The sequence below is a fragment of the Brevundimonas sp. R86498 genome, from assembly GCF_044598075.1.
Taxonomy (GTDB): Bacteria; Pseudomonadota; Alphaproteobacteria; order Caulobacterales; family Caulobacteraceae; genus Brevundimonas.
Window position 1 is genome coordinate 1565273 of sequence record NZ_CP139004.1, and the last position, 13176, is coordinate 1578448.

At 65.8% G+C, this 13176-nt stretch carries 7 protein-coding genes; 3 read left to right on the plus strand and 4 right to left on the minus strand.

Going from position 1 to position 13176, the window contains the following annotated elements; all coding sequences use genetic code 11:
• Positions 1 to 57: 57 nt before the first annotated feature.
• On the minus strand, positions 58 to 3360 hold the full coding sequence (carB, locus tag SJY26_RS07720; RefSeq protein ID WP_396595552.1) for a carbamoyl-phosphate synthase large subunit: 3303 nt from the start codon (positions 3358 to 3360) through the stop codon (positions 58 to 60).
• 12 nt (positions 3361 to 3372) lie between these two features.
• The gene (locus SJY26_RS07725; protein ID WP_396595553.1) at positions 3373 to 3648 is read right to left on the minus strand and encodes a hypothetical protein; all 276 of its coding nucleotides are present in this window, start codon (positions 3646 to 3648) and stop codon (positions 3373 to 3375) included.
• Positions 3649 to 4041: 393 nt separating this feature from the next.
• On the opposite strand from SJY26_RS07725, the gene SJY26_RS07730 reads away from it, so the two are divergent.
• Positions 4042 to 6897, plus strand: a complete 2856-nt coding sequence (locus SJY26_RS07730; RefSeq protein ID WP_396595554.1) for a TonB-dependent receptor domain-containing protein — start codon at positions 4042 to 4044, stop codon at positions 6895 to 6897.
• 84 nt (positions 6898 to 6981) lie between these two features.
• On the opposite strand, the gene SJY26_RS07735 is transcribed toward SJY26_RS07730, so the two are convergent.
• Together SJY26_RS07735 and SJY26_RS07740 are read right to left on the minus strand one after the other, a co-directional pair.
• Positions 6982 to 10194, minus strand: a complete 3213-nt coding sequence (locus SJY26_RS07735; RefSeq protein ID WP_396595555.1) for a TonB-dependent receptor domain-containing protein — start codon at positions 10192 to 10194, stop codon at positions 6982 to 6984.
• A gap of 153 nt (positions 10195 to 10347) precedes the next feature.
• Positions 10348 to 11058: an HAD family hydrolase gene (locus tag SJY26_RS07740; protein WP_396595556.1), complete on the minus strand. Its 711-nt coding sequence runs from the start codon at positions 11056 to 11058 to the stop codon at positions 10348 to 10350.
• A gap of 98 nt (positions 11059 to 11156) precedes the next feature.
• Here SJY26_RS07740 and SJY26_RS07745 point away from each other — a divergent pair, with 98 nt between their 5' ends.
• Positions 11157 to 11867 carry an SDR family NAD(P)-dependent oxidoreductase gene (locus SJY26_RS07745; protein ID WP_396595557.1) on the plus strand — a complete coding sequence of 237 codons (711 nt, stop codon included), beginning with the start codon at positions 11157 to 11159 and terminating at the stop codon, positions 11865 to 11867.
• A 110-nt stretch (positions 11868 to 11977) separates the two neighbouring features.
• Positions 11978 to 13135 carry a glutamine-hydrolyzing carbamoyl-phosphate synthase small subunit gene (gene carA / locus SJY26_RS07750; RefSeq protein WP_396595558.1) on the plus strand — a complete coding sequence of 386 codons (1158 nt, stop codon included), beginning with the start codon at positions 11978 to 11980 and terminating at the stop codon, positions 13133 to 13135.
• The last annotated feature ends 41 nt before the right edge of the window (positions 13136 to 13176 follow it).

Sequence of the window (13176 nt, forward strand, 5' to 3'; positions counted from 1 at the left end):
AGCCGATTGCGTGGGCTGATCCGACCCCGGTGAGCGGCCAGACGCTCATGGACCTCGTCAGTGCGCGTAGCTCTGGATCGGCCGCACATCCAGGGTGTCAGCCTGGATCGCCCCGATCCCCTGCGCCGCCGCCAGCGCCCCGGCGGCGGTGGTGTAGTAGGGGATCTTCATCATCAGGGCGGTGCGGCGCAGGCTGAAACTGTCCTGCAGCGACTGCTTGCCCTCGGTGGTGTTGATGACCAGCTGGACGTCGCCGTTCTTCATCGCGTCGACGATGTTGGGACGGCCCTCCAGCACCTTCTTGACGAAGCCGACCGGCAGGCCCTGCTGCACCAGCCAGGCGTGGGTGCCGCCGGTGGCGATGACCTCGAACCCCTGTTTGAGCAGCAGGGCGACGGCCTCGACGATGAAGGGCTTGTCGTCGTCCTTGACCGAAACGAAGGCGCAGCCCGAGACGGGCAGGGTGGTGCCGCCGCCGATCTGGGACTTGGCGAAGGCGCGGGCGAAGGCGGGGGCCATGTCGGGCTCGCCGTCGCGCTTCCAGTCCAGGCCCATGACCTCGCCGGTCGAACGCATCTCGGGGCCGAGGATGGTGTCGACCCCGGCGAAGCGGGCGAAGGGGAAGACGGCTTCCTTGACCGCGATATGATCATAGGGGACGTCGGCCAGGCCGAACGATTTGAGCGGCACCCCGGCCATCACCTTGGCGGCGATCGAGGCGATCGGCTGGCCGATGGTCTTGGCCACGAAGGGCGCCGTGCGGGACGCGCGCGGGTTGACCTCCAGCACGAAGATGCGCGGGTTGTCGCTGTGCGGCTCCTCGATGGCGAACTGGACGTTCATCAGGCCGCGCACCTTCAGGGCCCGGGCCATGGCCTCGGTCTGGCGCTTCAGCTCCTGCACGATCTCGGCGGACAGGGAGAAGGGCGGCATGGAGCAGGCGCTGTCGCCCGAATGCACCCCGGCCTCCTCGATGTGTTCCAGCACGCCCGCGACGAACACGGTCTCGTCATCGCACAGGGCGTCGACGTCCACTTCGGTGGCCCGGTTCAGATAGTGGTCGATCAGGACGGGGTCATCGCCCGACACCCGCATGGCCTCGCCGACGTAGCGGTCCAGCTGCTCGCGATCGTGGACGATCATCATCCCCCGCCCGCCCAGCACATAGGAGGGACGCAGGACGACCGGATAGCCGACCTCGTCGGCCTTGTCGGCCGCTTCCTGGGCGCTGCGGGCCAGACCGTTCGGCGGCTGCATCAGGCCGATGTCGGTCAGCATGACCTGGAACCGCTCGCGGTCCTCGGCCAGGTCGATGGAGTCGAGGCTGGTGCCCAGGATCGGAATGCCGTCCTCGTGCAGGGCGTGGGCCAGCTTCAGCGGGGTCTGGCCACCGAACTGGACGACGACGCCGATCAGGTCGCCGGAGGAGCGTTCGACCTCGATCAGCTCCAGCACGTCCTCGGCCGTCAGCGGCTCGAAATACAGGCGGTCCGAGGTGTCGTAGTCGGTGGAAACGGTCTCGGGGTTGCAGTTGACCATGATCAACTCGACGCCGATGTCGGCAAAGGCGAAGGCCGCGTGGCAGCAGCAGTAGTCGAACTCGATCCCTTGCCCGATCCGGTTCGGACCGCCGCCCAGGATGATGGCCTTCTTCCTGTCGGTCGGCTGTGACTCGCACTGGGGGATCTGGCCGAGGGCCCCGGTCTCATAGGTCGAGTACATATAGGCGGTGGCGCTGGCGAACTCGGCCGCGCAGGTGTCGATGCGCTTGAACACCGGGCGGACGTCGAGCGCGCGACGGGCGTGGCGGACGGCCTTTTCGGTCGTGCCGGTCAGCTGGGCCAGACGGGCGTCGGAGAAGCCCTTGGCCTTCAGCTTGCGGAAGTCGGTGGGCTCGGTCGGCAGGCCCTGGACGCGGACGTGGCCCTCGGTCCGCACGATGTCGGCGATCTGGCGCAGGAACCAGGGCTCGTAGGAACAGGCGGCATTGACCTCCTCGACCGACAGGCCGTGGCGGAAGGCCTGGGCGATGACGCGGATGCGGTCGGGGGTCGGGCTGCCCAGCGCGCGCACGACGGCGGCGCGGGCCGAGGCCTCGTCCTCGACATCGACCGTGCCCTCGATCTCGATTTCGTCGAAGCCGGACAGGCCGGTCTCGAGGCCGCGCAGGGCCTTCTGCATCAATTCCTGGAAGGTCCGGCCGATGGCCATGACCTCGCCCACCGACTTCATCGAGGTCGACAGGGTGGCCTCGGCCCCCGGGTATTTCTCGAAAGCGAAACGGGGGATCTTGGTGACGACATAGTCGATCGACGGCTCGAACGAGGCCGGCGTCACCATGGTGATGTCGTTGGTCAGTTCGTCCAGCGTGTAGCCCACGGCCAGACGGGCGGCGACCTTGGCGATCGGGAAGCCGGTGGCCTTTGAGGCCAGGGCGGAGGAGCGCGACACGCGCGGGTTCATCTCGATCACGACCATGCGGCCGTCGGCCGGGTTGATGGCCCACTGGACGTTGGAGCCGCCGGTCTCGACACCGATCTCGCGCAGGACGTTGATGGAGCCCGTGCGCATGCGCTGGTACTCCTTGTCCGTCAGGGTCAGGGCCGGGGCGACGGTGATGGAATCACCGGTGTGGACGCCCATCGGGTCGATGTTCTCGATGGAGCAGATGATGATGCAGTTGTCCGCCTTGTCGCGGACCACCTCCATCTCATACTCCTTCCAGCCCAGCACGCTCTCCTCGATCAGCACCTCGGTGGTGGGGCTGAGGTCGAGGCCGCGCAGGACGATCTCCTCGAACTCCTCGCGGTTGTAGGCTATGCCGCCGCCGGTGCCGGCGAGGGTGAAGCTCGGGCGGACGATGGCGGGCAGGCCGACGAACTCCAGCCCGTCCAGCGCCTCCTCGAGGGTATGGGCCGCCTTGGACTTGGGCGATTCCAGCCCCAGCTTGTCCATGGCGTCGCGGAATTTTTGCCGGTCCTCGGCCTTGTCGATGACGTCCGCTTTGGCTCCGATCATCTCGACGCCGTATTTGGCCAGCGCGCCCGAGGCATCGAGCGCGAGCGCCGTGTTCAGCGCCGTCTGGCCGCCCATGGTCGGCAGCAGGGCGTCCGGGCGTTCCCTGGCGATGATCCGCTCGACGAACTCGGGCGTGATCGGCTCGATATAGGTCGCGTCCGCCATGTCCGGATCGGTCATGATGGTGGCCGGGTTGGAGTTGACCAGGATGACCCGGTACCCCTCGGCCTTCAGCGCCTTGCACGCCTGCACGCCCGAATAATCGAACTCGCAGGCCTGGCCGATGACGATGGGTCCGGCCCCGATGATCAGGATAGACTGAATGTCCGTACGTTTGGGCATCTCAGCCTCCCTCTAGTTGGTCACGACCGCGCACTCCCAGCCGTCGTAGTCGAGCTGGAAGGCCGCGGCCCAGGATTGCATCATGGCGCTCACGGGGGCGAAGGACCCCTCGTCGACCGCCATGGTCGTTTCAAGAATGGTGCAGTCGTCCTGACCGCGGGTCAGGAAGCCGGCGCGCCGGGCGACCTCGTTCAGGTCGTCGTGGTCGCCTTCGCCGTAGAAGTAGAACAAGGTGTGGCGCGGCGTGATCCCGGTATCGCCATGAGTCAGCAAGGACGCGCGGATCATCGCGTCCCGGTCCTCATGGCTGATGATGTCCTCGTCCAGGGTCGTCTCTCTCGCGCGAAAGCCCGGCGACGCGTGTTGCGGGCCGGATGCGTTCGGGTTGTCGGCTAAGCGGCCCGTTTAGAGAGACCTCCCGGCCGGCGCAAGGATTGGCGTGGCGCTGCGGACACAAGATGAAATTCAGGCCAAAAGCGGTCGCTTTGGGGCGGAACTGTCCCACTTCGGCTGCATTTGCCGACAATGTGACGGGGACGCGTCAGGCTGGCGACAGTCATTGTCCCATCTCGCTGTTTTCCAACACTGTGCCCGCGCCCGGCGGGCTCGAGAGGTCGCTTATGAGTTCATCAACGGAATTCGCTTCTGCGCAGCACCATCCTTGGCGGCGCGATAACTGCGTTGGCCCTGAGTGCGTCGACCCTGGCCTTCGCCCAGGACGCGGTGCCCCAGGACGAAGCCACCAGCCTCGGCGACGTGGTGGTCACCGGTTCACGCATTCCGCGCCCGAATCTGGAGCAACCCACGCCCGTCGCCACAATCTCGTCCGAGGCGATCGAGACCGCGGGTACCCAGGATCTCGGCTCCATCCTGGCGGAACTGCCGTCACTGAGCTCTAACTCGACTGTGCGCGGCAACTCCGACAGCTTCGGCGATTCCGGCGGCCTCAACTTCCCCGATCTGCGCTCGCTGGGCGCATCGCGCACCCTGACGCTGGTGGACGGCAAGCGCCACGTGGGCGGTGACGCCGGCAATGCGGCGGTCGACCTCAACGCCATTCCGGCTGGATTGGTCGATCGGGTCGAGGTGATCACCGGCGGCGCATCGGCGATCTACGGCTCCGACGCGGTCTCGGGCGTGGTCAACATCATCCTGAAGGACGACTATGAAGGGGCCGAGTTCACCGCCCAGGGCGGCATCTCGGACTCCGGCGACGCGGGCAACTATTCGGGCAACGCCGTCTTCGGGCGCAACTTCCTGGACGGGCGCCTGAACGTCACGGGTACCTTCTTCTACGACCATTCCGATCAGGTTCTGGCTTCGGACATCGCCGCGCTGCGTGACATCGGCACGATCGTGAACCCGCAGGACACCGGCCCGGACGACGGCATTCCCGACCGCATCCTGGTCCCCAACGTTTTCAGCGATTTCCTCGATGAAAACGCGGTGATCCTCGACTGGAACACCTTCGATATCATCACGGCCTTTCGCAACAACGGCACACCGGTTGCCCAGCGTCCGCGTCTCGGTGACAACAGCTTCGCGTTCGGCAGTTTTGCGGACTGCGACACCTGTGTCGCTCTGGACGACTATGTCGTGCTGCAGCCCGAGACCGACCGCTACGGCACCAATGTCCGGCTGCGCTATGACCTGACCGACAACGTCACCGCCTATTTCGACGGAAAATATGTTCGCTCGGAAATCCTGGACTTCGTCCAGCCGTCCTTCACCTTCGGCGACTATCTGATCCAGCCGGACAACGCCTTCATCACGCCGGAAATCGCCGCCGTGGTCGGGGGCCGCGAGATCACGTTCGGCCGCTTCAACAGCGACGTCGGCGTGCGCATCAACGACATCACCCGCGAGACCTATCGCGGCGTGGCAGGCGTTCGCGGCGAGTTCGAGACCGCCTTCGCCGACATCGATTGGGACCTGTCCTACAACTACGGCGAGACGCAGAACGAGTTCGTCTCGCTCAATGGCCTGATCCCGGGCAACTACGCCGCGGCAATCGACTCCGTGCGCCTGGCGGACGGCACCATCCAGTGCCGCAGCCAGACGCCGGGACCGGACCAGACCAACGAGACCTGCGTGCCGTTCAACCCGTTCGGCCAGCAGAACAGCCAGGCTGCCATCGACTATGTGAACTATGAGGCGACCCGGACGCACACGATCACCCAGGAAGTGATCACCGGCGTGTTCGGCTTCGACACCTCGAAGTTCTTCTCGCTGCAGGGCGGGCCGCTGGGTTTTGCCGGTGGTTTCGAATACCGCAAGGAAACCAGCGAGAACATCAACGATCCGATCGTCAAATCGGGCATCACCGAGAATGCGCCGCAACCCGACGCCTTCGGCGAGTTCGATGTCACCGAAGGGTTCGTCGAGTTCAACGCGCCGCTGCTGGCCGACCTGCCCTTCGCCTATCGTCTGTCGGTTGACGGTGCCTATCGCTATGCGGACTATTCGACCGTCGGGGGTGCCGAGGCGTGGAAGGTGGGCGCGATCTACGCCCCGGTCCGCGATGTCTCGTTCCGCGGCACCTATTCGCGCGCGGTCCGGGCCCCGAACATCACCGAGGCCTTCCTGCCGGCGACGGCAGGCTTCTTCTCGGTGACCGATCCCTGCGACGTGGACAACATCCAGGCCGATCCGGACCGGGCCCCCAACTGCGCCGCCGACGGCGTCCCCGCCGGCTTCGTGGCCAACACCAACGTCTCGATCGAGGGCGTGTCGAGCGGCAATGCGAACCTGGATGCGGAAGAAGCCGAAAGCTTCACCTACGGTGTGGTGCTTCAGCCGCGCTGGCTGCCGGGCGTCACCTTCACCGCCGACTACTATGACATCCAGATCGACAACGCGATCGCCGAGATCGGTGCCCAGGATATCATCGACAACTGCTACGACGCGTCGGGCGGGCTGGACGGAAACTTCTGCTCGCTGTTCACCCGGGGTGCCGACGGCAACATCGACGGCGTGACCACCACCTACGTCAACGCCGCGGCGCTGACGACCAAGGGCTGGGACTTCGAGTTGACGACCAGCCGCGAACTGGATCCGTCCAACTGGACCTGGCTGGCCGGTCGCGTGACCACGTCGCTCGCTGCCAACTACCTGGAAGAGCTGAACTTCTTCGCCTTCGCCGATCGTCCTGACGAGATCGACATCGAGGCGGGCGAGGTCGGCGATCCGGAGTGGTCGTACAAGTCGCGCATCACCTGGGACAACGGCACCTGGGCCGTCACCGGCGAGACCCGCTACGAAGGCCGTGTCGCCCGCTACGACGTCACACCGACGCCGGGGGTCAATACCGCCGAGTCGATCATGCCGAACTCGGTCGGGGCCCAGACCTATCATGACCTCGTGGTGCGCTATCGCATCAACGACGGCCTGTGGGCGGCGTCGAACGTCGAGCTCTTCGCCGGTGTGAACAACATCACCGACAAGGACATCCCCTACGGCCTGTCCGGCAACGGTACGTCGTCGTCCTACGAACTCTACGGCCGCCAGTTCTTCGGCGGCATCCGCGCCCGCTTCTAGGAAAGCGCGACCGGATGGAAGATGGGGGCGGCCCGCAAGGGCCGCCCCCTTTTTCATGCCGTCTGTGCGGTGTGCCTGCGTGGCTCAATAGCTGCCGGCCACCCGCAGGAAGAAGAAGCGCCCGACCGAGGAAACCGGCGTGGCCACATTGGCGAAATAGGGCTGTTCGTCGGTGATGTTGTTGACCCCGACGGTCACCGAATAGCCCTCCTTGACCGCCCAGCGGACCGAGGCGTTGTGGCTCCAGAACTCGTCCACAAAGGCAGGGTCATACTGGTCGATATCCTCGATCGGGGTCGAGACGAGGGTCTGTTTCGACTGGTAGTTCGAGAACCACGAGACGGTGAAGTCCTCGATCTCCCACTGCAGGGAGGCGTTGAAGGCCCATTCCGGGAAGCTCTGTTCCAGCTTGACGGGGTTGGCCAGCTCGGGATCGGTGACGAAGGGATAGTTGTTCCGGTCCTCGATGTAGGTGCCGCTGACGCTGGCGAACAGCGAACCCCAGCCGGGGCGGCTCAAGTCGGCGAAGTCGAGCGCATAGTTGACATCGAAATCGACGCCTGAGGCCTCGAGACCCGAGAAGTTCAACTGGGTCTGCAGCAGATAGTTGAAACCGAGATAGGTGGGTGACGAGGCCGTGCGGTTGCGCGTGAACAGGGCGCAGTACTGGTTGTTCAGATCCGGCGCGTCATAGCAGGAGTTGACGATGTCCTGGGCTCCCACGGCGGCGATCGCGTTCTCGATCTCGATAGACCAGTAGTCGACCGTGGCCGTGAAGCCGTCGAGGAAGCGCGGCTTGAGCACCACCCCATAGGTGATGGACTCGGCCTCCTCCTCCTGCAGGTTGGGGTTGCCCCCGGTCTGGCCGGTGAAGCGCGCCGTCAGCGGGTCGGAGAAATTATAGGCCCCCGTAATGCCGAGGTCGGCCCGGCAGTTGGCGAGGCGGTTGGCCGGGTTCGGGCCGGCGTCGACATTGACCTGGTCGCACGGGTCGACCGGGCGGAAGACCGCGGAGCTGAGCGGGGCGAACAGCTCGGCAATATTGGGGGCCCGGATGGCCACGGCATAGCCGCCGCGGAAGCGGATATCGTCGACGGGGGCCCATATGGCGTCGGCCTTCCAGGTCGAGGTCTCGCCGACCGTGGAGTAGTCGCCCACGCGACCCGCGACGCTGAGGTTCAGCACCTCGGCGAAGGGAGCCCCTGACAGGATCGGGAAATTCAGCTCGAGGAAGGCCTCGGAAACATCGAACCCACCCTCGGTGATGGATGTGGACTGATACTGGAAGGTGTAGCCCAACCGGTCGTATTCATCGGGGATGAACTCGGAGTTCTCCTCCCGGTATTCGGCGCCGGCGGCAAACCCGATCGGTCCGCCGGGCAGGCTGAACCATTGCGAGAAATCGCCGACCAGGGTCGCGGCCAGCACCGTCTGGTCGATGGTCGAGGTATCCAGGGTTTCGTAGCGCAGGAACTCCAGTCCCTCGGCGCTGGAGGATCCAACCCCGAACAGGTTGATCGGCCGGCAGGGGGAGCCCGCCCCCGGGGTGAAGGTTGTGAAGCCGCCGAACTGTTCGATTGTCGCGCCGGGACCGAAGTTCGCGGTGTCGGTCAGATAGGAGTACCGGGGGAAGGCGGTCGGATCGAGCGTGGAGCGGCAGACGATCTCGCCATTCGGGGCCCGGACGGCGTCGATGGCGGCGAAGTAGCGATCCTCGAGGCGGGCAAAACCCCGCGTCTCCTGTGTGGTCTGGCCGTAGTTGAGCGAGACGTCATAGGACCAGCCATTGGAGAACTCTCCCGTGAAGCCGACCACGCCGCGCAGGGTCTCGCGTTCGCTGGAGGCCTCCGGGTCGAACAGGTCGATGTTGTCGCGACCGATGGTCACGAGGGAGGAGGCATCGCCGTTGCCGGCCGCAATCTCGGCGTCGACGATGTCGCGAATGGCGTCCGGAATATACGGGTTGTCCAGCGCGATCGGGATGGAGTCGTCGAAGGTATTGTAGGGGTTGTAGGTGACCCCGCGGTTGAAGGCGTACTTCAGGTCCGCGTAGGGCTTGAACAGCGGCGACACCTCATAGTTCAGCAGGAGGTTGATGTTCATCGCCGTGTCTTCGGGCAACAGCGTCTGGTTGCTGAAGCTCTGGGGACTGCCGTCGCCGCCGAAATGCTCGGTGAAGGCCCCGATCAGGCCGTCGCGGAAGGGACGGATGGCACCTGTCACCGGGTCGGCGACCCAGCAGCCGACCGGGAAGCCGCCGCCGGAGCCCCGGCCGCCGACGCTCTGCAGACAGTCGAAGGTGCCATTGTTGTCGAGGTCCGGCGTGGTGGCGAAATCGCCGGGTCCGCCCGCGAAACCGTAGCCGTAAGGGTCATAGCCGATCAGACCGCCGATGCTGGCGATCGAGAAGGTCGGGTATTCGCCATAGAAGCGGGTCGGGGCCGCCTGGGCCCGGGCGAGGAGGGCAGCCGGCGTATTGGCGAAACGGGGCGTGCCGTCGGACAGGAGGATCGAACGGCCCTGCGCCTGGGACAGGGTCACGCCGGGGGGAAGCGGGTCGCCGATCTGGTAGATGGCTGCCGGGTTACGCTTGTCGTCGGCCACCCGGTTGTTGGCCGCCCAGTCGCGATCCCCGTAGTAGAGGGCCGCAGAGTGGCTGACCTGGGCGGAGACAGCGATATTGCCGCGGCCATTGTCGAAGTCCCGACCCTGGAGAAAAGAGCCGTAGATCTCCTCGGTGTCGCCCTGGCCCGAAAGGCCGGTCTGGAACTGCCACTCGGTGCCGACGAAGTCCTTCTTCAGGATGAAGTTGACCACGCCGGTTACGGCATCCGAGCCGTACACGGCCGAGGCACCGCCGGTCAGGATTTCGACCCGCTCGACCAGGCCGGACGGAATGGTCGAGATGTCGACGGCGGCCGATCCGGGCTGGCCGGACACATGGCGACGGCCGTTGACGAGCACGAGCGTCCGGTTGGCCCCCATACCCCGGAGGTCGAGCGTGACCGATCCGCCGTTCGCCTGGGCTGTGCTCTCGGAAGCCTGCAGCGCGGGGATGGTGTCCAGCGCGTCCGCGACCTCGGTGATGCCTTGCAGCGCCAAGGTCTCCGCATTGACGACCTGGACCGGCTGGGGCGCGTTTTCGGGCAGGGTGGCGATGCGCGAACCGGTGACCACGATCTCGTCGACCGCGGTGGCTCGCGTTTGCGGGTCCTGGGCCAGCGCGGGTCCGGCGGCCAGCGCCGTGACCGCGGCTCCCATAAGGAACTTTGTCCGTGTCGTGATTTTACCCAGCATGATTATTCCCCTGAGCCGACGAACCGACCGCCGGCGGGGGAGTTTTTTTGCTGCGATGCAACAGCGTCAATGCCGCAGATGCAAAACTTTGGATTTCATCGCTATGTGGTCACCGATTTGACACAATCTGTTAACGAAAGTTAACAGCATGCTTCATGCCGTCTCGGGGGGTGGCGCGTGCGCTGAAATCCACGCCGGCAGCGCTTCGATCGACTCCAGCAGACCGAAGCGGGGGTGATCGACAGGCGCGTCGGCAACCTCGTGGGCCCAGGTGACCGCATAGGGGATGTGGACCCCGAAGGCCCCGGCCTGGATGGCCGGAATGATGTCGGACTTCACCGAGTTGCCTGCCATCACCGCCTCTTCCGCGCCGGTGCCGTGACGGGCGAAGATCCGCCGGTAGGTCTCCCGGTCCTTTTCGGACACGATCTCCACGGCCGCAAAGAGGTCTCCAAGGCCGGAAGCTGCCAGTTTGCGCTCCTGATCCAGCAGGTCGCCCTTGGTGATGAGCACCAGTCTGTATCGCTCCGCCAGTGCATGCAGGGCCTCGTCGACACCGGGCAGGGTCTCGACGGGATGGGCGATCATCTCCCGACCGGCGGCGAGGATTTCCCGCACCACGCCCGGCGGCGGGTCGCCCTCGCAAAGCTCCATGGCCGTCTCGATCATCGACAGGGTGAACCCCTTGATGCCGTAGCCGTAGAGCCGCAGGTTCCGCCCCTCGACCTCGGCCAGACGCGCCTCGATCATCGCATTGTCGTGCTCGCCCAGCAGGTCGAGGAACCGCGCCTGCGTCAGACGGAAGATGGTCTCGTTGTGCCAGAGGGTGTCGTCGGCATCGAGGCCGATGGTGGTGATGGGCATGGCGCGGGTCCGGTTGCGGGCTCTCGCTCTCGCGCGGGCGCGCAGGACGGTCAACGGGTCGCGTTGCCGATCGCGGCCACAACCGTCATGCGGTGAGGATGACTGACAGTGAGAAGCAAGACGCCGCCGTGGTGATCGGGGCCTCGGGCGGGGTCGGCGGGGCCGTCGCGGACGCCCTTGAAGCCGCGGGCCAGTATGCCGTGGTGCACCGATTTGCCCGGACGCTGACGGGTGCGGCCCGTCTGGACCTCGAGGACGAGGGCACGATCGCGGCCGCCGCCGCACGCGTCGCCGCAGGCCCGGCTCCCGCACTGATCTTTGTCGCCACCGGGGTCCTGCATCACGGCCACGATCCGGAGCGGTCGTACCGGGCTATGACAGCCGAACATCTGATGCGGGACTACAGGATCAATGCCGTGGGGCCCGCCATGGTCGCGAAGTATTTCGCGCCGCTGCTGCCCCGCGACCGACGCGCGGTCTTCACCGCCCTTTCGGCGCGTGTGGGGTCGATCGGGGACAACCGGCTGGGGGGCTGGCACAGCTATCGGGCGTCGAAGGCCGCGCTGAACATGATTCTCCGCAATCTGGCCATCGAACTGGCTCGCTCGCATCCGATGGCCGTGGTCGCGGGCCTGCATCCGGGGACGGTCGCCACAGACCTGAGCGGGCCGTTCCAGAAAGGGCTGTCGGCGGGCAAGCTGTTCACCCCGGCCTATTCCGCCGAACGCCTGTTGGCCGTGCTGGACGGACTGACGCTGGCAGACAGTGGCGGTGTGTTCGCCTGGGACGGCGCACGGGTGCCGGAATAGCCGCCGGCGCGTGGGCCTCGCCCTCGTTCCGAAACGGGTTTGACCCGGGGCCGTCCCGTCTGTAGCAACGCCGCCGTTTGTTCGCCGGGATTCGGTGTAAGGGAACGGCCATGACCGAAACACTCCTCCCCGGCTGCACAGGCGTGCTGGCCCTGTCTGACGGCACCATCTTTCAAGGGATCGGTGTCGGTGCCACCGGATCGGCCCTCGGCGAGGTGGTCTTCAACACCGCGATGACCGGCTACCAGGAGATCCTGACCGACCCCAGCTACATGAGCCAGATCCTGGCCTTCACCTTCCCGCATGTCGGAAACACCGGCACGAATCTGGAAGACCTTGAGCAGATGGGTGGCGGATCGGACACCTCGGCCCGTGGCGCGATCTTCCGCGACCTGCCGACCGATCCTGCTAACTGGCGCAGCGATGCCGATCTGGATGGCTGGATGAAGCGGCGCGGTGTGGTGGGGCTCGCCGGGATCGATACCCGGGCCCTGACCCAGCGCATTCGCGATCACGGCGCTCCGCACGCCGTCATCGCCCACGATCCGGACGGACGGTTCGACCTCCCGGCCCTGGTCGCCGAGGCGAGGGGCTGGACCGGTCTGGTGGGCCTCGATCTGGCGAAACCGGCCTCGACGCTGCAGGCGTTTGAATGGGACGAGGGGCTCTGGGAATGGCCGGAAGGCCACCCGAAGACGACCGGCCGCAAGAGCGTCGTGGTCATCGACTATGGTGTTAAGCGTAACATCCTGCGGGCCCTGGCCTCGACCGGAGCGAAGATCACCGTGGTTCCGGCCACGACCAAGGCCGAAGAGATTCTCGCCCGCGCACCCGATGGCGTGGTGCTCTCCAACGGTCCCGGCGATCCGGCCGCCACGGGCGAGTATGCTGTCCCCGAGATCCGCAAATTGGTGGACAGCGGCAAGCCGGTGTTCGGGATCTGCCTGGGACACCAGATGCTCGCTTTGGCCCTTGGGGCGAAGACGGTGAAGATGGATCAGGGCCATCACGGGGCAAACCATCCCGTGAAGGACCTGACGACCGGCAAGGTCGAGATCGTTTCGATGAACCATGGCTTCACCGTGGATCGCGACAGCCTGCCGGATGCGGTGATGGAGACCCATGTGTCCCTGTTCGATGGCACCAACTGCGGTATCAAGCTGCGGGATCGTCCGGTGTTCAGCGTCCAGCACCATCCCGAGGCTTCCCCGGGGCCGACCGACAGCCTGTATCTGTTCGATCGTTTCGCCGCGATGCTGGATCGCTAGCCGGGCATCGGACTGTCACCAGTCTGTGCTAGACTGGGGGT

Coding starts and splice junctions, on each gene's coding strand:
- carA (WP_396595558.1), top strand. CDS start 11,978: ATGACCGAAACACTCCTCCCCGGCTGCACAGGCGTGCTGGCCCTGTCT.
- carB (WP_396595552.1), bottom strand. CDS start 3,360: ATGCCCAAACGTACGGACATTCAGTCTATCCTGATCATCGGGGCCGGA.
- SJY26_RS07740 (WP_396595556.1), bottom strand. CDS start 11,058: ATGCCCATCACCACCATCGGCCTCGATGCCGACGACACCCTCTGGCAC.
- SJY26_RS07745 (WP_396595557.1), top strand. CDS start 11,157: ATGACTGACAGTGAGAAGCAAGACGCCGCCGTGGTGATCGGGGCCTCG.
- SJY26_RS07725 (WP_396595553.1), bottom strand. CDS start 3,648: ATGATCCGCGCGTCCTTGCTGACTCATGGCGATACCGGGATCACGCCG.
- SJY26_RS07735 (WP_396595555.1), bottom strand. CDS start 10,194: ATGCTGGGTAAAATCACGACACGGACAAAGTTCCTTATGGGAGCCGCG.